This is a genomic window from Plantactinospora sp. WMMB782, assembly GCF_049179135.1.
In the GTDB taxonomy this organism is placed as follows: Bacteria; Actinomycetota; Actinomycetes; order Mycobacteriales; family Micromonosporaceae; genus Plantactinospora.
This window is the reverse complement of the sequence record NZ_JBMHMC010000007.1, coordinates 6,564,122-6,586,440: the sequence shown is the minus strand read 5'-3', so window position 1 is coordinate 6,586,440 and position 22,319 is coordinate 6,564,122. Positions and strand designations below refer to the sequence as shown.

At 73.3% G+C, this 22,319-nt stretch carries 22 protein-coding genes; 13 read left to right on the top strand and 9 right to left on the bottom strand.

What is annotated here, in order from left to right; genetic code table 11:
• Nucleotides 1–32: 32 nt before the first annotated feature.
• Nucleotides 33–1,010: a dTDP-4-dehydrorhamnose reductase gene (gene rfbD, locus ACN28A_RS31480; protein WP_421404739.1), complete on the bottom strand. Its 978-nt coding sequence runs from the start codon at nt 1,008–1,010 to the stop codon at nt 33–35.
• A 91-nt stretch (nt 1,011–1,101) separates the two neighbouring features.
• The gene (rfbB, locus tag ACN28A_RS31475; protein ID WP_421401461.1) at nt 1,102–2,100 is read right to left on the bottom strand and encodes a dTDP-glucose 4,6-dehydratase; all 999 of its coding nucleotides are present in this window, start codon (nt 2,098–2,100) and stop codon (nt 1,102–1,104) included.
• Nucleotides 2,101–2,213: 113 nt separating this feature from the next.
• On the opposite strand from rfbB, the gene rfbA reads away from it, so the two are divergent.
• The 3 genes from rfbA to ACN28A_RS31460 all read left to right on the top strand — a co-directional run bounded on the left by rfbA (nt 2,214) and on the right by ACN28A_RS31460 (nt 4,786).
• The gene (rfbA, locus tag ACN28A_RS31470) at nt 2,214–3,086 is read left to right on the top strand and encodes a glucose-1-phosphate thymidylyltransferase RfbA (protein ID WP_421401459.1); all 873 of its coding nucleotides are present in this window, start codon (nt 2,214–2,216) and stop codon (nt 3,084–3,086) included.
• 110 nt (nt 3,087–3,196) lie between these two features.
• Nucleotides 3,197–4,555, top strand: coding sequence for a Pup--protein ligase (gene pafA, locus ACN28A_RS31465; RefSeq protein WP_331215046.1), 1,359 nt, complete (start codon nt 3,197–3,199; stop codon nt 4,553–4,555).
• A 27-nt stretch (nt 4,556–4,582) separates the two neighbouring features.
• Nucleotides 4,583–4,786, top strand: coding sequence for a hypothetical protein (locus tag ACN28A_RS31460; RefSeq protein ID WP_421401456.1), 204 nt, complete (start codon nt 4,583–4,585; stop codon nt 4,784–4,786).
• A 57-nt stretch (nt 4,787–4,843) separates the two neighbouring features.
• Here ACN28A_RS31460 and ACN28A_RS31455 read toward each other — a convergent pair whose 3' ends face one another.
• On the bottom strand, nt 4,844–5,926 hold the full coding sequence (locus tag ACN28A_RS31455) for a DUF3866 family protein (RefSeq protein ID WP_421401454.1): 1,083 nt from the start codon (nt 5,924–5,926) through the stop codon (nt 4,844–4,846).
• Between the two features lie 18 nt (nt 5,927–5,944).
• Entirely contained in the window at nt 5,945–6,877 is a 933-nt protein-coding gene (locus ACN28A_RS31450) for a cation diffusion facilitator family transporter (RefSeq protein WP_421401452.1), read from the bottom strand.
• Nucleotides 6,878–7,014: 137 nt separating this feature from the next.
• Here ACN28A_RS31450 and ACN28A_RS31445 point away from each other — a divergent pair, with 137 nt between their 5' ends.
• From ACN28A_RS31445 to ACN28A_RS31420, 6 genes are all read left to right on the top strand, one after another.
• Complete coding sequence (locus ACN28A_RS31445; RefSeq protein ID WP_421401449.1) at nt 7,015–8,016, top strand: helix-turn-helix transcriptional regulator; 1,002 nt, start codon at nt 7,015–7,017, stop codon at nt 8,014–8,016.
• A gap of 56 nt (nt 8,017–8,072) precedes the next feature.
• The gene (locus tag ACN28A_RS31440) at nt 8,073–9,167 is read left to right on the top strand and encodes a helix-turn-helix transcriptional regulator (RefSeq protein WP_421401446.1); all 1,095 of its coding nucleotides are present in this window, start codon (nt 8,073–8,075) and stop codon (nt 9,165–9,167) included.
• A 10-nt stretch (nt 9,168–9,177) separates the two neighbouring features.
• The gene (locus ACN28A_RS31435; protein WP_421401443.1) at nt 9,178–9,432 is read left to right on the top strand and encodes a hypothetical protein; all 255 of its coding nucleotides are present in this window, start codon (nt 9,178–9,180) and stop codon (nt 9,430–9,432) included.
• Nucleotides 9,433–9,635: 203 nt separating this feature from the next.
• Nucleotides 9,636–9,932: a Sec-independent protein translocase subunit TatA gene (gene tatA, locus ACN28A_RS31430; RefSeq protein WP_421401441.1), complete on the top strand. Its 297-nt coding sequence runs from the start codon at nt 9,636–9,638 to the stop codon at nt 9,930–9,932.
• 15 nt (nt 9,933–9,947) lie between these two features.
• Nucleotides 9,948–10,898 carry a twin-arginine translocase subunit TatC gene (gene tatC, locus ACN28A_RS31425; RefSeq protein WP_421401440.1) on the top strand — a complete coding sequence of 317 codons (951 nt, stop codon included), beginning with the start codon at nt 9,948–9,950 and terminating at the stop codon, nt 10,896–10,898.
• A gap of 50 nt (nt 10,899–10,948) precedes the next feature.
• Nucleotides 10,949–11,893 carry a diacylglycerol kinase family protein gene (locus tag ACN28A_RS31420; protein ID WP_421401437.1) on the top strand — a complete coding sequence of 315 codons (945 nt, stop codon included), beginning with the start codon at nt 10,949–10,951 and terminating at the stop codon, nt 11,891–11,893.
• A 34-nt stretch (nt 11,894–11,927) separates the two neighbouring features.
• Here ACN28A_RS31420 and ACN28A_RS31415 read toward each other — a convergent pair whose 3' ends face one another.
• Entirely contained in the window at nt 11,928–12,704 is a 777-nt protein-coding gene (locus tag ACN28A_RS31415; protein WP_421401435.1) for an HAD family hydrolase, read from the bottom strand.
• A gap of 86 nt (nt 12,705–12,790) precedes the next feature.
• Here ACN28A_RS31415 and ACN28A_RS31410 point away from each other — a divergent pair, with 86 nt between their 5' ends.
• Together ACN28A_RS31410 and ACN28A_RS31405 are read left to right on the top strand one after the other, a co-directional pair.
• On the top strand, nt 12,791–15,577 hold the full coding sequence (locus ACN28A_RS31410) for a DEAD/DEAH box helicase (protein WP_421401432.1): 2,787 nt from the start codon (nt 12,791–12,793) through the stop codon (nt 15,575–15,577).
• 243 nt (nt 15,578–15,820) lie between these two features.
• A complete protein-coding gene (locus ACN28A_RS31405) occupies nt 15,821–16,741 on the top strand; it encodes an MHYT domain-containing protein (RefSeq protein ID WP_421401431.1) in 921 nt (306 codons plus the stop codon).
• Between the two features lie 99 nt (nt 16,742–16,840).
• On the opposite strand, the gene ACN28A_RS31400 is transcribed toward ACN28A_RS31405, so the two are convergent.
• The 4 genes from ACN28A_RS31400 to ACN28A_RS31385 all read right to left on the bottom strand — a co-directional run bounded on the left by ACN28A_RS31400 (nt 16,841) and on the right by ACN28A_RS31385 (nt 19,702).
• Entirely contained in the window at nt 16,841–17,314 is a 474-nt protein-coding gene (locus ACN28A_RS31400) for a hypothetical protein (protein WP_421401428.1), read from the bottom strand.
• Entirely contained in the window at nt 17,299–18,006 is a 708-nt protein-coding gene (locus ACN28A_RS31395; RefSeq protein ID WP_421401426.1) for an SRPBCC family protein, read from the bottom strand. The genes ACN28A_RS31400 and ACN28A_RS31395 overlap by 16 nt, the downstream gene beginning before the upstream one ends.
• A 2-nt stretch (nt 18,007–18,008) precedes the next feature.
• Nucleotides 18,009–18,461 (bottom strand): hypothetical protein, encoded by a 453-nt coding sequence (locus tag ACN28A_RS31390; protein WP_421401423.1) that lies wholly within the window; start codon nt 18,459–18,461, stop codon nt 18,009–18,011.
• Between the two features lie 311 nt (nt 18,462–18,772).
• Nucleotides 18,773–19,702, bottom strand: coding sequence for a 5'-3' exonuclease (locus ACN28A_RS31385; protein WP_421401421.1), 930 nt, complete (start codon nt 19,700–19,702; stop codon nt 18,773–18,775).
• Between the two features lie 177 nt (nt 19,703–19,879).
• On the opposite strand from ACN28A_RS31385, the gene ACN28A_RS31380 reads away from it, so the two are divergent.
• Together ACN28A_RS31380 and ACN28A_RS31375 are read left to right on the top strand one after the other, a co-directional pair.
• Entirely contained in the window at nt 19,880–20,992 is a 1,113-nt protein-coding gene (locus ACN28A_RS31380; protein ID WP_421401419.1) for a M24 family metallopeptidase, read from the top strand.
• Nucleotides 20,989–22,128, top strand: coding sequence for an acyl-CoA dehydrogenase family protein (locus ACN28A_RS31375; protein WP_421401417.1), 1,140 nt, complete (start codon nt 20,989–20,991; stop codon nt 22,126–22,128). The genes ACN28A_RS31380 and ACN28A_RS31375 overlap by 4 nt, the downstream gene beginning before the upstream one ends.
• Nucleotides 22,129–22,319 lie beyond the last annotated feature (191 nt).

The following is a 22,319-nucleotide window of genomic DNA, read 5'->3' as shown; positions in this document are numbered from 1 at the left end:
TGGAACCCGAGTTGCCGGTGCACCTCGTCGCGTCACCGCGGCGACGTGCGGAGCCGGTCGTCGTCAGGGTTGGTCGCCGGTGACGGCTGGGCCGGTGCGGCCGACCGGCGGGTGTCGGCCAGGGTGCCGTCCGGGCGCAGCGCCTCGGCGAGCATCGTCCGCCAGTGCGCCATCGGAGCCAGCCCGGCCCGGGACCAGCCGTCGTGCCCGAGCACGCTGTAGCCGGGGCGGCGAGCGGGCCGGGGGAACCGGTCACTGCCGGTACGGCGGATCCGTTCCGGGTCGAGCCCGGTCCGGGCGAAGACCTCCCTGGCCAGGCCGTACCAGCTCGTCCGGCCGCTCGCCGTGCCGTGGTAGACCCCGGCCGGGGCGGCGTTCCGGAGTGCGGCGGCACCGAGCTCGGCCAGCCGCTCCGCGAGCGCGTACGACCAGGTGGGCTGGCCGAGCTGGTCGTCGACCACGTCGAGGTGCGTACGATCGGCCGCCAGCCGGAGCATCGTGCTGACGAAGTTGGGGCCGTGTGCGCCGTACAGCCAGGCGGTGCGTACCAGGTAGCCGGTCCGGGGCAGCAGTCGGGCCACGGCGAGTTCGCCGGCCAGCTTGCTGCGCCCGTAGGCGTTCACCGGTGCGGTCGGTGCGTCCTCCGGATAGGGCCGGTCGGCGTCCCCGGCGAAGACGTAGTCGGTGGAGACGTGCAGCAGCCGGGCGCCCGTCTGCGCGCAGGCAGCCGCCAGGTTCGCCGGCCCGGCGCCGTTGACCTCGGTGGCCGCCGCCTCGTGCCGCTCCGCCCCGTCCACATCGGTCCAGCCGGCCGCGTTGACCACGATCTGGTGCCCGGTCACCGCCGACCGGACCGCCGCCGGGTCGGTCAGGTCGAGCTGCGCCCGGGTCGCGGCGGTGACCCGGCCCGGATGCCGGGCGGAGAGCACCGCCACCAGGTCCCGGCCGAGCATTCCGCCGGCCCCGGTGACCAGCCAGGCCGGCGGCTCGGCACCGCATCGGCCGGTCACGGCACCGCCGACCCGGGGCAGCCCTTCCCGGACCCCGCCGCACGACACCGCCACGGCCCCCGGTCCGCTCGCCGGTGGCGACGCGCGCCGTTCACCGGCCGATCTCCGTGTCGCTCATCCGCGCCTTGAGCGGTGCCCACCAGTGCCGGTTCTCCCGGTACCAGGCGACGGTCTCGGCGAGTCCGCGGTCGAGGTCGACGCTGGGGGCGTACCCGAGTTCTTCGCTGATCTTGGTGATGTCCAGCGAGTAGCGGCGGTCGTGGCCCATCCGGTCGGCGACCGGCCGGACCCGGTCCCAGCCGGTGCCGCAGGCGGCGAGCAGCCGGCCGGTCAGTTCGCGATTGCTGAGTTCGGTGCCGCCGCCGATGTGGTAGACCTCGCCCGGCCGCCCCTTGTCCTGCACCAGGGCGACCCCGACACAGTGGTCGTGCACGTGCAGCCAGTCCCGGACGTTGCCGCCGTCGCCGTAGAGCGGCACGGTGCCGCCGTCGAGCAGGTTGGTGACGAAGAGCGGGACCATCTTCTCCGGGAACTGGTACGGCCCGTAGTTGTTCGAGCAGCGGGTCAGCACCACGTCCATCCCGTAGGTGCGGTGGTAGGCCAGGGCCAGCAGGTCGGAGCCGGCCTTGGCGGCCGAGTACGGCGAGTTCGGCGCCAGCGGCGTCGTCTCGGTCCAGGAGCCCTGCTCGATCGAGCCGTAGACCTCGTCGGTGGAGACGTGCACGAACCGGCCGGTACGGTGCCGCAGCGCCGCCTCCAGCAGGGTCTGCGTGCCGAGCACGTTCGTGGTGACGAACGGCGCCGCCCGGTGGATGGAACGGTCGACGTGCGACTCGGCCGCGAAGTGCACGACCACGTCGTGCCCCGGGGTCACCTCGTCGACGACGGCCGGATCGCAGATGTCCCCGACCACCACCCGCAGTCGGGGATCGGTGCGTACCGGGTCGAGATTGGCGAGGTTTCCGGAGTAGGTGAGCTTGTCGAGCACGGTGACCGCGCTCGGCGCGAGCCGGGGACCGGTGCCGGTCAGCAGCATACGCACGTATTCAGATCCGATGAATCCGGCTCCACCGGTCACGAGAATCCTCATGAATCGGAAAGTCTACGCGCCGCCCGCCCGGTACGCCCGCAACGGCGAGTGTCGGTGAGGCGAGTGTCAGTCAATTGACTCCAGGTCCCGGCCGCCCCCGGTAACCTGCGCGAATGCGCGGAATCCTGCTGGCCGGCGGCACCGGTTCGCGGCTGTGGCCGATCACCCAGGCGGTCTCGAAACAACTAATGCCCATTTTCGACAAACCGATGATCTATTACCCGCTGTCCACGTTGGTCATGGCGGGAATACGGGAAATCCTCATCATCACCACTCCGGGCGACCAGACGCAGTTCCGGCAACTGCTGCGGGACGGCTCGCAGTGGGGACTCCGGCTGGAGTACGCCGTCCAGCCGTCCCCGGACGGAATCGCACAGGCGTTCCTTCTCGGCGAGGAGTTTCTGGCCGGCGAGCCGGTCGCGCTGATCCTCGGCGACAACATCTTCTACGGCACCGGGCTGGGGCGGAGCCTGGCCCGCAACGGCAACCCGGAGGGCGGCCGGATCTTCGCCTATCCGGTGGCGAACTGCGAGGGCTACGGAATTGTCGAGTTCGACCCGGACGGGCGGGCACTCTCGATCGAGGAGAAGCCGGAGAAACCCAAATCCCGGTACGCCGTCCCCGGCCTGTACTTCTACGCCAACGACGTGGTGGAGATCGCCAGGGGGCTGAAGCCGAGCGACCGGGGCGAGTTGGAGATCACGGCGGTGAACCAGATCTACCTGGCGGCGGGCCGGCTCCAGGTGACCGCCCTGGACCGGGGCACCGCCTGGCTGGACACCGGCACCTTCACCTCGCTGGTCCAGGCCGGCGAGTTCGTCCGGGTGGTGGAGGAGCGGCAGGGCCTCAAGGTGGGCTGCATCGAGGAGGTGGCCTGGCGCGGCGGCCTCATCTCCGACGACCAGCTCCGCGACCTGGCCCGCCCGCTGTGCCGCAGCGGCTACGGCGAGTACCTCTACGGCATCCTCGACGACCCCGGCCGCTGACCGGCCGCTGACCGGCTGCGGTTCGGCCGCGGCGGGTTCGTCGCGGTTCGGCGGACATCGCCGCGCCCCGACACTGACCAACCCGGGCTCCGGGCGACTAATCTCCAAGCATGGAGCGGCGAATCTTCGGCCTTGAAACCGAGTACGGTGTCACCTGCACCTACCGCGGCCAACGGCGGCTGTCCCCGGACGAGGTCGCCCGTTACCTCTTCCGCCGGGTGGTCTCCTGGGGGCGCTCGAGCAACGTGTTCCTGCGCAACGGCGCCCGGCTCTACCTCGACGTCGGATCCCACCCCGAGTACGCCACCCCCGAGTGCGACTCGGTCGCCGACCTGGTGGCCCACGACCGGGCCGGCGAGCGGATCCTGGAGGGTCTGCTCGTCGACGCGGAGAAGCGGCTGCACGACGAGGGCATCGCGGGCGAGATCTACCTGTTCAAGAACAACACCGACTCGGCCGGCAACTCGTACGGGTGCCACGAGAACTACCTGGTCTCCCGGCACGGGGAGTTCGGCCGGCTGGCCGACGTGCTGATCCCGTTCCTGGTGACCCGGCAGCTCATCTGCGGCGCCGGCAAGGTGTTGCAGACCCCGCGCGGTGCCGTCTACTGCCTCTCCCAGCGGGCCGAGCACATCTGGGAGGGCGTCTCCTCGGCGACCACCCGGAGCCGGCCGATCATCAACACCCGGGACGAGCCGCACGCCGACGCCGAGCGCTACCGGCGGCTGCACGTCATCGTCGGCGACTCCAACATGAACGAGGTGACCACCCTGCTCAAGGTCGGCAGCGCGGACATCGTGCTGCGGATGATCGAGGCCGGGGTGGTGATGCGGGACCTGTCGCTGGAGAACCCGATCCGGGCGATCCGGGAGGTGTCGCACGACGTCACCGGCCGGCGCAAGGTCCGGCTCGCCTCGAACAAGGAGATAAGCGCGCTGGAGATCCAGCAGGAATACCTGGCCAAGGCAACCGAGTTCGTCGAGCGGCGGGGCGGGGACCAGACCGCCAAGCGGGTGGTCGAGCTCTGGGGACGGGTGCTGCGCGCGGTCGAGACCGGCAACCTGGACCCGGTCTCCCGGGAGATCGACTGGGTGACCAAGCTCCAGCTCATCGAGCGCTACCAGCGCAAGAACGACCTGCCGCTGTCGCACCCGAGGATCGCCCAGATGGACCTCGCCTACCACGACCTGCGCCGGGGACGCGGCCTCTACGGGCTGCTGGAGCGGCGCAAGCAGGTGGACCGGATCGCCACCGACCCGGAGATCTTCGAGGCGAAGGAGACCCCGCCGCAGACCACCCGGGCCCGGCTGCGCGGCGAGTTCATCCGGCACGCCCAGGAGAAGCGCCGGGACTTCACCGTCGACTGGGTGCACCTGAAGCTGAACGACCAGGCCCAGCGCACGGTGCTCTGCAAGGACCCGTTCCGGGCGTACGACGAGCGGGTCGAGCGGCTGATCGCCAGTATGTGAGGCCGGACGGTTAGGCTGGGCGCCGCTATGACGCATCCAGAGGGTCGCCACGACGACGAGCACCGCCGCCCCGAGTCGATCCGGCAGAACCGGTACGAGCGGCGGCGGGCGAAGATCCGGGAGGAGATCGAGCGTAACCGCCGGGGCGAGTACACCGTGCCCACCTGGGTGCTCACGCTGGTGCTCGTCCTGGTCGTGGCCGGCTGGCTGGCGCTTGTCTTCCTGAGCTGACCGCCGGCCGGCCGGGCGCGGCAGGTCGGGCACCGGCCGGGCGCGACGGGGGCAGGCTCAGCGCAGCCCGGCGGCGTACCGGCCGGCGGCGGCCGCGGCCAGGAAGTAGGCGTGCTCCTCGGCCAGCCCCCGGCCCATCGTCGACAATCGGACCGGGCTGGCCCGCAGCGCCTCGTCGAGCCCGTGCACCGGCACCCGGACGAGCCGGTGCCGCCCGACCAGACCGGCCAGCGCCGGTTCGACGAGCGCGGCCAGCTCCGCCGGCAGCTCGGCCGGGAGGACCAGGTCGGCGGCGGCCAGCGCCACCCTGCCGTAGGCGGTCAGGCTGTGGTGCGACAACCCCCGGTGCCGGTCCCGAGGGTCGGCACCGGAGATCCGCAGCGAGCCGACCGGACGGCCGCCGAGGGCGGCGACCGCGTTGACCGCCTCGCCGACGGCGACCCCGGAGAAGCCCCACCGGGTACCGGTGCCCAGGTTCCCCGGCCCCTGCGCGACGACCGCCACGTCGGCCCGGAGCACGTGCCGGGCGGCGAGCAGCCCGCTGTGCAGGTTCGTCGCCTCCAGGTCGCCGCCGAACGCCTGTCCCACGGTGACCGTCCCGGCGAGCTGCCCGGCCAGCCCGTCGAGGGTCCGGGAGAACCAGGCCGGCAGGGCACCCCCGTCGGTCATCAGGTAGCCGATCCGGGCGTCCGGCGCGTCGGCCCGGATCCCGGCCACGATCGCCGGCAGCGCGGAGTGCAGGTCGGCGGTGACCACCGGCAGCCCGCCGAGGTCGTCGGCGTCGACGAGCGCGGCCCGGTGCGGGGACGCCTCCTCGTCGACGCCGAGCAGGATCGGTTGCAGCGGCGTGTAGCGGGCCTTGACCAGGTGCCCGGCGTCCCGGGTGTCGACCGTCTCGGGCGGGTCCGCCGGCAGCCGGTCCGGCAGCGCCACCACCAGGGCGTACCCGCCGGTTCCGAGACCCATCAGCAGCGCGCCGACGTTCAGCAGCACCCGGTCGCCCGGCTCGGGGTCACCGACCAGTTCCGGGTACGCAAGGGCACGTACCGGCGCACCGTCGGCCTGCCGGACGTCGAGTTCGACGGCACCGTGCCAGCGTCGCCGGACCGCCGTGACCGTGCCGGACCGCCATCGCACCATGGCCGGCAGGGTAACCGGCTACGGCCTGCGGCTCCGGGTCGGGTCGAGGAAGACGTACCGGATCTGCGGGAAGCGGGCGACCAGCCGGCGTTCGGCCTCCTCGGCGTCGGCCTCGATCTCGGCCCCGGTCGTCTCGTCCCGGAAGTCGACCTTCGCGGCGACCATGACGTCGTCCGGACCCAGGTGCATGGTGAGCAGGGTCTCCACCCGGTCCACCGCCGGCAGCGTGCCGAGCTGCCGGCGGATCTCGTCGTGCATCGGCGGCGGCACGGCCCGGCCGACCAGCAGCGAGATGTTGCTCCGGGCCAGGATGGTGGCGACGACCAGCAGCAGCAGCCCGATCATGATCGAGGCCAGCCCGTCCCAGAACTCGGTGCCGGTGAGGTGCGACAGGGTCAGCCCGGCGGCGGCCAGCGAGATCCCGACCAGCGCGGCGGTGTCCTCCAGGAAGACCGCCTTGACGGTGGTGTCCGCGGTGTTCCGCAGGAACCGGGCCGGGCTGATCCGCCGTTGCCGGGACTGCCGGCGGATCTGCCGGACCGCCCGGCTCAGCGAGACCGTCTCGATCAGGAACGAGATCGCCAGCACCACGTAGGAGACCAGGAACTCGCCGGTGTGCTCGCCGTGCCGGATCGTGTTGACGCCGTGCGTGATCGAGAAGCCGGCGCCGACCACGAAGGTGAAGACCGCGGCGATGAACGCCCAGACGTAGCTCTCCTTGCCGTAGCCGAACGGGTGCCGGACGTCGGCGGGTCGGGCGCCCCGGCGCAGCGCCGTGTAGAGCAGCACCTCGGTGGTGGTGTCGGCGATCGAGTGGGCGCCCTCGGAGAGCATCGCGGCCGAACCGGAGATCACCCCGGCGACCACCTTGGCGAGCGCGATGGCGAGGTTCGCCACCCCGGCCACCACGACGGTGAGGACGCTCTCCGAGCTGCCGCCCCGATCGGTCATGCCGCCAGCCTAGGAGCCGGCCGACGGCAGCGGCGGCGGACGGCCCGGCCGCCGGTGTCCGGAGCGTCCGGGTCGAACCGGTACGCGGTGCCGTGCGGGTACCCGGTTCTTGATCCGACACTGCTAGCGTCTGTGTCGTGTCGCGGACCCGTACCGAACGCCTGGTCAACCTGGTGATCTGTCTGCTCTCCACCCGGCGGTTCCTGACCGCCGCCCAGATCGCCGCGACCGTGCCCGGCTACGAGCACGATCCGGACGATCCCCGGGACCACGAGGCCTTCCAGCGCAAGTTCGAGCGGGACAAGGCCGAGCTGCGTGAGCTGGGCGTGCCGCTGGAGACGGGCACGGCCAGCGCCTTCGACGCGGAGCCGGGCTACCGGATCGCGCACCGGGAGTACGCGCTGCCGGACATCCCGCTGGAGCCCGACGAAGCTGCCGCGGTGGGCATCGCCGCCCGGCTCTGGCGGCACGCCGGGCTCGCCGCGGCGGCCTCGTCCGGGCTGGCCAAGCTGCGGGCCGCCGGGGTCGACGTCGACCCGCAGGCCACCCTCGGGGTGGAGCCGGTGGTCACCGTCGACCCGGCGTTCGGGCCGCTGACCGTCGCGGCCCGGGAGCGGCGCACGGTCGGCTTCGACTACCGGGTACCCGACGGCGACGCGCCCACCAGCCGCCGCCTGCAACCCTGGGGCGTGGTCTGCTGGCGGGCCCGGTGGTACGTCGTCGGTCACGACCTGGACCGGGACGCGCCCCGCTGCTTCCGGCTCTCCCGGATCGTCGGCGGTGCGGTGAAGCTGACCGGCCGGCCCGGCGCCTTCGAGCCGCCGGTCGGGGTCGACCTGATCAGCCACGTCGCGAAGTGGTCCGGTCCGGTGGAACGCTCCGGCCGGGCCACCGTGCTCGTCGCACCGGGCCGGGCGGCCGGGCTGCGCCGGTGGGCCCGGGAGGTGACCAGCGGACCCGACGGCGACCGCCTCGTGCTGCCGTACGCCGACGCCGAGTCGCTCGCCGGTAGGCTCGTCGGCTACGGTCCCGATGTCCGGGTGCTCGAACCGCCGGAGATCCGGGACGCCGTGATCCAGCGGCTCAAGGAAATCACCGCCCGGCACGACGAGCTGGCGACCGCCAGGGCGTCGGGGTGACCCGGGGCGGACCGGGGTAGGGGCCCCGGGGGAACTGACCAGAGGGGGGAGCCGGCGTGACTCGTCCGGCGCAACGGTCCGGCGCTGCGGCGCGGACCTCGGCCGACCGGCTGGCCCGACTGCTGAACCTGGTGCCGTACCTGCTGGCCCGGCCGGGGATCGAGATGTCCGAGGCGGCGGCCGACCTCGGGGTGACCGAACGGCAGCTCCGGGAGGACCTGGAACTGCTCTGGGTCTGCGGCCTGCCCGGGTACGGGCCCGGTGACCTGATCGACATGGCCTTCGACGGCGACCGGGTCACCATCACCTACGACGCGGGGATCGACCGCCCGCTGCGGCTCACCCCGGACGAGGCGCTGGCCCTGGTGGTGGCGCTGCGGATGCTGGCCGAGACGCCCGGGATGGCCAACCGGGACGCGATCGAACGCGCCCTCGCCAAGATCGAGAATGCCGCCGGTGAACTCGCCGACGCGCCGGTCGCGGTCCGGATGCCCGGGGACAGCGACCGGGTGGCGGCGCTGCACGGCGCGGTGCAGCGGGGCCGGGCACTGCAGATCACCTACTACGCCGCGACCCGGGACGAGACGACCGAACGCACCGTCGACCCGATCCGGGTGCTGATGGTCGGCGGGCTGGCCTACCTGGAGGCGTGGTGCCGGCGCGCGGAGTCGATGCGGCTGTTCCGGGCCGACCGGATCGACGCCCTCGTCGAGCTGGACCAACCGGCCGCGCCGCCGCCGCAGGCCCGGCTGCACGACGTGAGTGCGGGCATCTTCCGGCCCGACGGGGACCTGCCGCTGGTGACCCTGCGGGTCGGCCGGTCCAGCCGGTGGATCACCGAGTACTACCCGTGCGAGCGGGTCGAGCCCGATCCGGGCAGTGCCGACGCCGACGGGGCCGGCCGGGAGTGGCTGGTCTCGCTCCGGGTCACCGACCTGGACTGGGCCCGTCGGCTGGTGCTCGGGCTCGGTCCGGACGTCACGGTGGTCGCCCCGGTGGAACTCGCCGAACAGGTACGCGAGCGGGCCGCCGCCGCGCTCGACGCGTACGCCACGCTGCCGTCGGCCGGCGCACCGCGGGCGGCTGCCCCGGAGCCGGTCGGTGTACCCGTTCCCGGCGCCAGTCCGGCGGCCACCGCCGGAAGCCACTAGGCTGGCCGCCGTGGTGAAGTGGATCGTGCTCGCGGCCGTCGTGGTCGGGCTCGTGGTGCTGGGCCTGGCGGTCCGCCGGGTGCTGACCCGGCTGCCCCGACTGCAACGGGCCGCGTTGCGCCTGCAACAGCGGCAGGACCAGGCCGAGGATCTCCAGCGGGTCGCGCTGGCCGTGCAGGAGCGGGCCGAGACCATGCAGCAGCAGGTGGAGACGATGCAGGAGCGGGTCGTGCTGATCCGCGCCAAGCGCGGCGCCGAGGAGTAGTCCCGGCCCCGACAGATGCCGGGAAGGCGCCCGTCGATCCCTGCTCAGGACGTCGATCAACCGGTTGACGGATGACCGGCGTTGGTCAAGACTTCACCCGCCGGCCGGAAAGCCACCAGCCTGGCGGGTGGCACTCCTCCCCGACAGACGTACGATGGGCCAGGACACACCCTTTGCTGGACAAACATCGAACTGGAGCTTCCATGGGCGCCCTCAAGCCGTGGCACATCTTCGTCCTCGTGGCTGTGCTGGTCCTGCTGTTCGGCGCGAAGCGGCTTCCGGACGCGGCCCGGTCACTCGGCCGCTCGCTGCGGATCATCAAGGCGGAGACGAAGAGCCTCTCCGAAGACGACAAGGACCTGGCCGAGAAGGCCGACGCGCAGGCGGGACGGCAGCCGCTGCCCGGAGACCCGGTCCACCCGAGCAGCGTGCACCAGCCCGGTTACCAGCCGCCCGCGGCCCCGGTCAACGACCCGGTGCAGCGCGTCCGCGACAACTGACCGGGGCAGCCACCCGTGGCCTTCGCCCTGCTGCGCCGGCGCGGCCCGAGCAACTTCGAGCGAGCCGCCGACGGCTCGATGACCCTCATCGAGCACATCCGCGAGCTGCGTAACCGGCTGTTCAAGGCATCCCTGGGCATCGTGGTCGGCTTCGGACTCGGCATCTGGCTGGCCCGGGACGTCCGCAGCCTGCTCCAGGAGCCGTACTGTCAGCTCGACGGTTCGGTCGTGGACGGCAAGTGCCAGTTCACCCAGCTCGGGCCGGCGGACGTACTCCTGCTCGACCTCAAGATCGCGCTCTGGGTCGGGCTGATCATCGCCGCGCCGATCTGGCTGTACCAGCTCTGGGCGTTCATCGCCCCCGGCCTGCACCGGCACGAGCGCAAGTACGCCTACATCTTCACCGCGCTCGCCGCCCCGCTCTTCGCGGCCGGCGCGGTGCTGGCGTTCTTCGTGGTCGCCAAGGGTCTCGAGTTCCTGGTCGGCCTGGCCGGTGAGGACGTCGCCAACACCCTGGAGATCACCCGGTACATCTCCTTCGTCACGAACATGATCCTGATGTTCGGGGTGGCGTTCGAGTTCCCGCTCATCGTCCTGATGCTCAACTTCGTGGGCCTGGTCAGCGGCCGGAAGATGCTCGGCTGGTGGCGGATCGCCGTCTTCCTCTTCTTCCTCTTCGCCGCGATCGTCACGCCCACCCCGGACCCGTTCGGGATGACCGCGCTGGCCCTCTGCCTCTGTGCGCTCTATTTCGCGGCGGTCGGGGTGGCGATGCTCAACGACCGGCGCCGGGGACGCGGCAGGGAGATCTACGCCGGGCTGGACGACGACGAGGTCTCTCCGCTCGACCTGGCCTCGGAGCCGGTGACCGCCGGTGAGCGGGTCGAGGCCGTGACACCGCTGGCCGCACCGGACCCGGTCGCCGCGCCGCGACCGATCGACCGGCGCTTCGACGACATGACCTGAGCCGACCTGCCCTGTCGCCCGGCGGCGGGGCAGGCGGTACGGTGCTCGCCGTGACCGCCGACGATCACCTTTCCGGCCCTGCCGCCGCCGGCCGGCTGGGCGACGGCCACCTAGCGGTACTGGCCAACCCGACCGCCGGGCGGGGCCGCTTCCGAGGGCTGCTGCCGGCCGTACTCGACCGGCTCGGCACGGTGGGGCGGCCGGTGCGGCTGCTCGAGGCCGGCAGTGTCGCGGAGGCGACCGCAGCCTGCCGGACGGCGGTCGCGGAGGGCGCCGCGGCGCTGTTGACGGTCGGCGGCGACGGTACCGTCCACCTGGCGCTCCAGGCGGTGGCCGGTACCGAGGTCGCCTTCGGTCCGGTCCCGGCGGGCACCGGCAACGACTTCGCGGTCGGCACCGGCTTTCCGGCCGACCCGCTCGGCGCGGTCGACGTGATCGCCGCCGCGATCGCCGCCGGCCGGACCCGCCCGGCGGACCTGGCCCGGATGACCGGCCCGGACGGCACCGGGCGGTGGTACGGCGCGGTGCTGGCGGCCGGCTTCGACGCGCTCGTCAACGAGCGGGCCAACCGGATGTCCTGGCCGCGCGGACCACGCCGCTACGACCTCGCCATCCTGGTCGAGCTGGCCCGGCTGCGGCCCCGCCGCTACCTGCTCCGGCTGGACGGGGTGACCCGCGAGCTGGACGGGGTGCTGGTGGCGGTCGGCAACTGCCCCAGCTACGGCGGAGGGATGCGGATCTGCCCGACCGCCGACCCGACCGACGGGCTGCTCGACGTGGTCTACGCCGGCCGGATCGGCCGGGCGACGCTGACCCGGATCAAGCCCCGGGTCTACCGGGGCACCCACCTGGAGCATCCGATGGTGCACACCCAGCGGGTCCGCACGGTCGAACTCGTCGCCGACGGCATAGTCGGGTACGCCGACGGCGAGCGCGCGCTGCCGCTGCCGGTGACCGTGACCGCCGTCCCCGGCGCCGTACGCCTGCTGCGCTGACCGGGCCGCTCCCGGCCCGGCTGGCGGTCGGCGGTCAGCGGCCGTTCGGGACGGCCAGGTCCACCGCCGCGGTCAGCCCGTTCACCTGTCCCGGCTCGGCAGCCGGAAGGACCAGTACCGCGCAACCGGCGCGTACCGCCCCGGCGTCGGCGGGGGTGTCGCCGACCATCAGGGTCCGCTCCGGGTCGACGCCGAGCAGGCCGCAGGCCCGGTAGAAGATCGCCGGGTCCGGCTTGCAGCGCCCGACCTCGTAGGAGAGCACGAAGGCGTCCACCAGCTCCGTAAGCTCCCAGGCCTGGAAGAGCGGCCGCAGGTCGAATCCGATGTTGCTGACCACCGCCACCGGCACCCCGGCGGTACGCAGTGCGCGCAGGGTCACCGCGGTGTCGGCGTACGGGAGCCAGCCGTCGGGCACCAGGAGGCGGTCGTAGAGGGCCTCGGCGAGCCCGCTGACGCCGCTGTCGACCGTGTCGGCCAGCCCCACGAAGGCGGCCCGGTGGGCGGGGCCGTAGAGGTCGCGTTCCGCCCACACCTCGGCCAGGTGCGGGGGTACCCGGTTCGGCAGTGGCCCGCCGGCCCGACCGGCGGTGACCAGGCGGTCGGCCAGTGCTGTGGCGCGGGCCCGGTCGAGCGTCGTCCCGCAGGCGGCCGCGGCGGCCGTCACCCAGGCCACCGGCTCCTCCACCTGGGCCAGGGTGCCGTGGAAGTCGAAGAGCACCGCGTCCACCGGACGGCGCGGCGGGGCTCCGGGGGCGGGACCGTCGGTTCCGCTCGACGTAGGAGGCTTGGGCGGTTCGGCATGATCCGGCACGTCGTGCACCCTACCGACCGGCTCCCGGGGGCCCGTCCTACGGCCTGCCGGCGTGCGACCTCCCGGTACGCACTAATCTTGGATTCATGTCGAGCCCCGCCGAGCGGTACGCCGCGGCGCGCCGCCGGGCCGCGCAGGCCAGCATGTTTCCCGCGCTTGACGAGTTCGCCCAGCAACTCGGGTTCGATCTCGACGACTTCCAGCGGGAGGCGTGCCAGGCGCTGGAGCGGGGCAGCGGGGTACTGGTCTGCGCCCCGACCGGCGCCGGCAAGACGGTCGTCGGCGAGTTCGCCGTACACCTGGCCCTGCGTGCCGGAGGCGGGGAGGAACCGGACGCACCGCCCCGGAAGTGCTTCTACACCACCCCGATCAAGGCGCTGTCGAACCAGAAGTACCACGACCTGGTGGACCGGTACGGTTCCGCGCAGGTGGGGCTGCTGACCGGCGACAACGCGATAAACGGCGACGCGCCGGTGGTGGTGATGACCACCGAGGTGCTGCGCAACATGCTCTACGCGGGCTCGTCCAGCCTGACCGGCCTGGCGTACGTGGTGATGGACGAGGTGCACTACCTCGCCGACCGGTTCCGGGGCGGGGTCTGGGAAGAGGTGATCATCCATCTGCCGGAGTCGGTGACCCTGGTCTCGCTCTCCGCCACCGTCTCCAACGCGGAGGAGTTCGCCGACTGGCTGATCACGGTGCGCGGCGAGACCGAGGTGGTGGTCAGCGAACACCGCCCGGTGCCGCTCTGGCAGCACATGCTCGTCAACCGCCGGATGTTCGACCTGTTCCACGACGCCGACGCCGCCCGCAAACACGACGTGCACCCGGAACTGCTCCGCTACACCCGGGAGATGCTGCGCCGGCTCGAACTCGGCGACGGGCGTACCCACGGGCCGGGGTGGGGGCGCGGCGGTCCCCGGGGGCCGCGCTGGCGCGGGCCGCTGCGCGCCGACATCGTCGAGCGGCTGGACCGGGAGGGGCTGCTGCCGGCGATCCTGTTCATCTTCAGCCGGGCCGGCTGCGACGCGGCCGTGCAGCAGTGCCTGGCCGCCGGGCTGCGGCTGACCAGCCCGGACGAGCGGGCCGAGATCCGCCGGGTGGTGGAGAGCCGGATCACCAGCGTGCCCGGCGAGGACCTCGCCGTACTCGGCTACTGGGAGTGGCTCGACGGGCTGGAGCGCGGGCTGGCCGCCCACCACGCCGGGATGCTGCCGGCGTTCAAGGAGGTGGTGGAGGAGCTGTTCGTGCGCGGGCTGGTGAAGGCGGTCTTCGCCACCGAGACGCTGGCGCTGGGCATCAACATGCCGGCCCGGTGCGTGGTGCTGGAACGGCTGGTGAAGTTCAACGGCGAGGCGCACGTCGACCTGACTCCGGGGGAGTACACCCAGCTCACCGGCCGGGCCGGCCGGCGGGGGATCGACGTCGAGGGGCACGCCGTCGTGGTCTGGTCCCCGGAGGTCGATCCCCGGCACGTGGCGGGGCTCGCGTCGACGCGCACCTATCCGCTGCGGTCGAGTTTCCGGCCGTCGTACAACATGGCGGTCAACCTGGTCGGGTCGGTGGGTGCGGCGCCAGCGCGGGAGCTGCTGGAGTCGTCGTTCGCGCAGTTCCAGGCGGACCGCTCGGTGGTCGGGCTGGCCCGGCAGGTGCAGCGCAACGTCGAGACCATCGAGGCGTACGGCGCCGAGGTGCGCTGCCACCACGGCGACTTCGACGAGTACTTCGGGCTGCGGCTGGCGATCGCCGACCGCGAGCAGGCGCTGGCCCGGCAGGGGCAGTCGCAGCGCCGGGCGGCGACCCTGGCCGCGCTGGAGCGGCTGCGGGTCGGTGACGTGATCCGGGTGCCGTCCGGCCGCCGGGCCGGGCTGGCGGTGGTGCTCGATCCCGGCGTCGGCGGCTTCGGCGAGCCCCGCCCGCTGGTGCTGACCCAGGACCGCTGGGCCGGCCGGATCACCCCGGGCGACTTCACCACCCCGGCGGAGGTGCTGGCCCGGATCCGGGTACCGAAGCACTTCAACCACCGCTCGCCGGCGGCCCGGCGGGACCTGGCGGCGGCGGTCAGCGGCACCGGCCTGGACCGGCACGCCCGGCGCGGCGGCCGGTCCCGGGGTGGTGCCGGCGAGGACGAGCGGCTCAGCCAGCTCCGGGCCGAACTGCGCCGGCATCCGTGCCACGGCTGCGCCGACCGGGAGGAGCACGCCCGCTGGGCGGAGCGCCGCCGTCGCCTGGAGCGGGACACCGCCGAGCTGCGGCAGCGGGTCTCCGGGCGTACCGGGTCGTTGACCCGGACCTTCGACCGGGTCTGCGGCATCCTCACCGCCCGTGGCTACCTCTCCGAGGCCGGCGAGGTCACCGACGCTGGGCGGATGCTCGGCCGGATCTGGACCGAGGCGGACCTGCTGGTGGCGGAGTGCCTGCGGCGCGGCGTCTGGGACGGGCTCTCCCCGGCCGAGCTGGCCGCCGCCGTCTCGGTGGTGGTCTACGAGGCGCGCCGGGACACCGACGAGCGGGCCTCGGTGCCCCGGGGGCCGGTCTCGGACGCGGTCGGCGAGACCCTGAAGATCTGGGCCGAGCTGGAGTCCGACGAGGCGGCGCGGGGCCTGGAGGCGACCCGGGAGCCGGATCTCGGCTTCGTCTGGCCGGTATACCGGTGGGCCCGGGGCGAGGTGCTGGCGAAGGTGCTGGCCAGCGGGCACAACCTGGACGGCGACATGCCGGCCGGCGACTTCGTCCGGTGGGCCCGGCAGGTGGTGGACCTGCTCGGGCAGGTCGCGGACTCCACGGGCGCGTCGGTCGAGCTGCGCGGCACGGCGCGGCAGGCGATGGCGACGATCAACCGGGGCGTACTGGCCTACCACGGCGCCACCTGACGGGCGGGCGAGCCTGAATCGGGTGGACCCGAGCCTGGATCGGGTGGACCCGAGCCGGCGTCGCCTGATCGAGCCGGCGTCGGCTGTTCAGACAGCCGGTCGCTCCGGTCAGCCCAACCGGCACTCCTCCGGTGATGATCTTTCCGGTCACCCTTCCCACGGCCGTCGGCCGGCAGATGCGCCCGAACGCACCGTTGTGGCTGCTCCGACCGCAAGTGATCATCATCCCGGCGCGGAACCGCCGTGCGACGGCGCGAGGAGACCACCGAGATGGCGAGCATCGACCACTTCCAGTACGGCTGGGTGACGCCCGTGCTGAGCTACGGCCTCGCCGTACTCGGTTCGTTCCTGGGCCTGCTCTGCGCGGTCCGGGTCCGCGAGGCGCATACTCCCGGGCGCCGGGTCTGGTGGCTGGCCCTGGCCTCCTGGGCGATCGGCGGCACCGCGATCTGGACCATGCACTTCACCGCGATGCTCGGGTTCAGCGTCGCCGGCAACCCGATCCGGTACGACGTGCCGCTCACCGTGGCCAGCGCCCTGGTAGCGATCGGCACCGTCGGGCTCGGCCTGTTCGTGGCGGTGTACTCCGGGCAGGTCGCCTGGCCCCGGATCCTGCTCGGCGGCATCTTCGCCGGCCTCGGGGTGGCCGCCATGCACTACCTGGGGATGGCGGCGCTGCGGATGCGTGGCCGGATCGACTACCAGACGTCGCTGGTGGTGGCGTCGGTGCTGATCGCGGTGGTCGCGGCGACCGCCGCGCTCTGGCTGGCCGTCACCGTACGCTCCACCCGGGCGGTGACCGCTGCCGCCTTCGTGATGGGCTGCGCGGTCAGCGGCATGCACTACACCGGGATGGCGGCGATGGCCGTGCACCACCAGCCGGCCGCTCCGGCACCGACCGGGGCCAGCGGGGCGAACCTGCTGCTGCCGATCATGCTGATCGTGGTCTTCGTGGCCTTCGTGCTCTTCTACGCGCTGCTGGCCAGCCCGACCGAGGAGGACCGGGCCGCCTCGGCGTACCTGGCCGACCGGGCTGCCGAGCGGCTCGCCGCCGACCGGGCCGCCGAGCTGCGTGCCCAGGGAGTTCCCGCTGAGGGTGCCCCGGGGCGCTCCGTCCCGAGCACCGCCCCGGGCCGGCCCTTCCGGACCCGCCAGCCCTTCTGAACAGGCACCCCGCCAGCCCTGCCAGGGCCGCGTCGGCCGGGTTCCGGACCGGAACGCCCAGCTCGGCGCACCGCCGGCCGCGATCCGCCGTCGCGACCGTCATTCGCCCCGTTCCTCCCGCCGGCGTCGGCCCACGGGTCGCCGGGACGGCTCGGAAACCCGGCGGACCGGCCGGGGACGTTCCGGCTCCTCGGGAGGCTGCGGGCGGCGGGCCCGTCCCGGCCGTCGTCGACGCGGCGGCTCCTCCTCTTCCTCCGGTTCCTCCTCGTCTTCGTACTCGTCGTACTCGTCCTCCGGGTAGTCGTCGTACTCGTCGTCGCGGGGGCGGCGGCGCTGTTCGGGTCGGCGGCGGCCGCCGGGCCGCTCGGCACGCTCCTGTTCGGCCGGCCGCTCTTCCGCCCCCTCCCGCCCCTCCCGCCCCTCCCGCTCCTCCTGCTCCGCACGCAGGGCAGCCTCGTGGTCCCGCACCACCTGGGAGTCCTCGATCTCGCCGCGCCAACCTTCGACGGAGTCCGGGTCGAGGACCGTCTGCGTCATCACGTGCCGGACGAAGTGCTTCAGTTCCAGCCGCACCCGCCGGCCCTGGCCCGCCAGAGGTTGCCGGTGTGCTCGAAGAAGCCCTGCGGGTGGTACTCCAGGACGACCAGGATGCGGGTCAGGTCGGGGGTGAGCGCGTGGAAGCTGACGGTGCCGTCGACCGAGCCCTTCTCGCCCTTCGAGCGCCAGTGGATCAACCGGTCCGGGATCTGCCGGACGATCGTCGACTCCCAGGTCCGGTGCGACCACAGGACCTGCGCCTTCCAGGTCAGCTTCTCGTCGCTGTCCGCGTCGACGGTCTCGACCTTCTTCATGAAGCTCGGAAAATCGCCGAACTGTGTCCACTGGTCGTACGCGACCCGGATCGGTACGCCGACCTCGATCGACTCGACGATGTTGGTGACCTTGAGCTGCTTCGAGCCGCCCCTGCCACTCCTGCCGAGAGCTGACATCACCCTCTCCTTACCGCCGGCCAGGCCGGCCTGGAACATGGCCTTCACCGGGTGCTGGCCCTCGGCGAGTTTCCGGGCGCCCGTGGCTGCGGCGAGAAGGCCGGGGCCGCCACCCTGTCGGGCGTACTCGTCGAGCCGCCCGGTCGCGCCGGTGACCTTCTCGGTCACGGCCGCCACCGCGCGCTCACCGATCGCCGAGGCGAGGTTGCGCAGCTCACCTCCGAGCTGGTCACAGGCCCTGGCGACGAGGCCACCGGGCGTGCCGCCCTCGGCCATGGTCACCGTCCCCGCCGGCTGCCGGCGTTCGCGCGTTCGGGCTCCGACCCGGCCGGCCGCCGTCGGCTCTCGTTCCGGCTCTGGTCGGTGCCCTGCGGCTGGTCACGGCCCGGCTCTTCCCGCTGGCCGGTGTCCCCGTCGGCGGCGGGGGAGCGGCGGCGCAGGGCGTCCGCGCTGCCGCGCAACCGACCGCTCAGGGCGTCGATGCCACTGCCGGCGGCGGCGGTCGCGGCGTCCCGGCCGGCCGAGACGAGCGGGCTGCCGAGGCGGCCCAGGCCACTCAGTCGGGGCGACTGAAGGAGTTGCCGGCCCTGCTCGAGCAGGCCGCCCGGACCACGGCTGGCCCGTCCGGCGGCCACCGCGGTGGCCAGGACGAGAGCGCTCCGCAGCTTCTTCCGGCGACCGAGGAAATAGCCGAAACCCACCGCGAGTCCGATTCGCAGTCCGGTGTTCATTCTTTCTCCTTAGCTCCCCGGTGGGTGGTGACGTCCCTTCTGGGGAAGGCCGGGAACCGACTACCGGGAATCAGCGCGACAGCGGCCACCACCTGCGACATCCCGCTCCGGTGGATTGCCGGGCAGTACCCTCCGACAATTCCGCGAAACGTCAGGGCGCATTTCCCGGGAAATCTCACCTGGCGTACGCCGGGAAGTACGCCCGGGGCGCGCGGAATCCTCGGCACGGACACGATCGCCACCGGCTGTCGGGCCGGAGAACTGTTGGCGCGGGCGGTCCCCGCCGAGGTTGTCGAACCGTGCGGGGCAGCTCAGGCGGGCACGGTGTTGCCGGCGAGGGCGTCCACCAGCCGGCGGCACGGCCCGGCGAGGTTCCACTGCCCGGCGAGCGCGAGCAGCCTGTCGGTGTCGACCGGCGCGCTCGGCAGGGTGGGGGAGAGCGGCGGCAGTGGCACGTCCAGCGCCACCCGGACCACCGTCGGCGCGACCGCGAGGTAGTCCCGGGCGGCGTTCAGCTTGGTCCGCAGCCCGGGGGCGAAGCCGGCGGAGGGGTCGTCCAGCGCGGTGAGGATGGCGTCCAGGTTGCCGTACCGCTCGACGAGCCGGGCCGCTGTCTTGTCACCGACCCCGGCCACTCCGGGCAGGCCGTCACTCGGGTCGCCGCGCAGCGCGGCGAAGTCGGCGTAACCGGCGGCCGGCACGCCGTACTTCGCCCGCACGGCGGCGTCGTCGCAGTCCTCCAGTTTCGCCACGCCCCGCCCGCAGTAGAGCAGCCGGACCGGACGGCTGTCGTCGACCAGCTGGAACAGGTCCCGGTCGCCGGAGACCACCTCCACGGGTGCCGGTGCCGTCGCGGCGAGCGTGCCGAGCACGTCGTCGGCCTCGTAGCCGTCCACCCCGATCGCCGGGATGCCGATCGCGGCGAGCAGTTCGAGGATCAGCGGCACCTGCGGGGAGAGGGTGTCCGGCACCACCTCGCCGCCCTCCGGTGCCACCCGGTGCGCCTTGTACGACGGCAGCAGCGCCACCCGCCAGGCCGGGCGCCAGTCGTAGTCCAGCGCGCAGACCAGCCGGTCCGGCCGGCGGGTGCGGATCAGGGTCGCCAGCATGTCCAGGAAGCCCCGGACGGCGTTCACCGGGCTGCCGTCCGGTGCCTTCGCGGCCGACTCCGGGATGCCGAAGTAGGCCCGGAAGTAGAGGCTCGGGGCGTCGACGAGAAGCAGGGGGCGGCTGTCGGTCACCCGGACAGCCTGGCACAACCCCCGGACATCCTGGCGCAGCCCCGCCCGCCCGGCCACGGTCCCCGGGCGCCGTCGCGGCGATCGGGCAGGTCTCCCACCTCCGCTGCGCTTCCGGGGCGTGATCCCGATGTGCTTCCGGGGGCGGGATTCCACCCGAACGACCGTTAAGCTGTTCCGGTGGGTGACGAAGACCTCTATCCGCCGGACCGGCTGGCCGCGGCCCAGCGCGCCACCGCCGACGCCGGGCTGGACGCCCTGCTGCTCCCGCCCGGCTCCGACCTGCGCTACCTGACCGGCTACCACGCGCACGCCCTGGAACGGCTCACCTGCCTGGTGCTGCCGGCGACCGGTGAACCCACCCTCGTCGTGCCGACCCTGGAGCGGCCGGCCGCCGAGGCGTCCCCGGCCCCCCGCGCCGGGGTACGCATCGTGGACCATCCGGACGGCAGCGACCCGTACCCGCTGGTCGTGCGCGCCCTCGGCGGGCCGGTCGGTGCGGTCGGGCTCGGTGACCGGATGTGGGCCGAGCAGGTCCTGGCGCTGCGCGCCGCGTTGCCCGGCAGCACCCAGCGGCTGGCCGGAGAGGTGCTGCGCGGGCTGCGGCTGCGCAAGTCGCCGGCCGAGGTGGCGGCGCTGCGCTCCGCCGGCGCCGCGATCGACGCGGTACACGCCCGGATGGCGCAGTGGCTGCGCCCCGGCCGGACCGAGGCGCAGGTCGCCGCCGACATCTCGGTGGCGATCCGGGAGGCGGGCCACGCCACCGCCGACTTCGCGATCGTCGCCGCCGGCCCGAACGGCGCCAGCCCGCACCACGGCACCTCCGACCGGGTCATCGGGCTCGGCGAGCCGGTGGTGGTCGACATCGGCGGCACCATGCCGTCCGGCTACTGCTCCGACTCCACCCGCTGCTACGTGCTCGGCACACCGCCGCCGGAGTACCTCGACTACTACGAGGTGCTGCACGCCGCCCAGCGGGCCGCGGTCGGCGCGGTACGCCCCGGCGTCAGCGCGGCGGCGGTGGACGCGGTCGCCCGGGACGTCATCAGCGAGGCCGGCTACGGCGCCGCCTTCCTGCACCGCACCGGGCACGGCATCGGGCTGGACGGGCACGAGGACCCCTACCTGGTCGCCGGCAACACGCGGCCGCTCGAACCGGGGATGGCGTTCTCGGTCGAGCCGGGGATCTATCTGGCCGGGCGGCACGGCGCCCGGATCGAGGACATCGTGGTCTGCACCCCGGACGGGGTGGAGCGGCTGAACACCATTTCCCGGGAGTTGGTGCGGCTATGACCGTCGACCGGATCCTGCCCACCGACGAGGCGTACGAACTGCTCGACCTCGTCACCGAACTCGCCGACCGGGAACTCGCACCCCGGGCCGCCGACTTCGAGCAGCGCGGCGAGTTCCCGCGCGATCTGCTGCGTACCCTCGGCCGGGCCGGACTGCTCGGCCTGCCGTACCCGGAGGAGTACGGCGGCGCCGCCCAGCCGTACGAGGTCTACCTCCAGGTGCTGGAGATCCTGGCCAGCCGCTGGCTGGCGGTGGCCGAGGCGGTCAGCGTGCACACCCTCTCCTGCTTCCCGGTCGCCGCCTACGGCGGCGAGCAGGTACGCAAGCTGCTCCCGGACATGCTCGGCGGCGAGCTGCTCGGCGCGTACTGCCTCTCCGAGCCGCAGGGCGGTTCCGATGCGGCGGCGCTGGCCACCCGGGCGCGGCGGGACGGCGACGACTACCTCGTCTCCGGCACCAAGGCCTGGATCACGCACGCCGGCAACGCCGACTTCTACAACGTCTTCTGCCGCACCGGCGGTCCCGGCGCCCGGGGCATCTCCTGCCTGCTCGCCGACGCCGGCACCGCCGGGATCGTGCCGCAGACCCCGGAGCGGACGATGGGGCTGCGCGCCTCGCCGATCGCCCAGATCGCCTTCGACGACGCCCGGATCCCGGCCGACCGGCTGGTCGGCGCCGAGGGGGAGGGCTTCCGGATCGCCATGTCGGCGCTGGACAGCGGCCGGCTGGGCATCGCCGCCTGTGCGGTCGGGCTGGCCCAGGCGGCGCTCGACTACGCGGTCGGGTACGCCCGGCAGCGGGAGCAGTTCGGTCAGCGCGTCATCGACTTCCAGGGGCTGGGCTTCCTGCTGGCCGACCTGGCGACCCAGGTGTCGGCGGCCCGTTCGCTGACCCTGGCCGCCGCCCGGCTCCGCGACGCCGGCCGGCCGTACTCGATCGAGGCGGCCAAGGCGAAGCTCTTCGCCACCGACACCGCGATGCGGGTGACCACCGACGCCGTGCAGGTGCTCGGCGGCGCCGGCTACGTGGCCGACCACCCGGTCGAGCGGTACATGCGGGAGGCGAAGGTGTTGCAGATCGTCGAGGGGACCAACCAGATCCAACGCCTGGTGATCGCCCGCTCGCTGGCCGGCTGACCGCCGATCCGGGCCGCCGCCGCCCGGAGCTGTGCGACACGATCCCGAACGTCGGGCACCGGCGGTTGCCCGCGTCCGGACCCGCCGTCGGCCCCCGACCCGGGGCCGCCGGCTGTCGGCCTGATGACGTGCCGCGCCGACGCGAGGCGGTTCGGAGTCGTCCGGGACGGGCTTTTGCCGGTAGGTTGCAC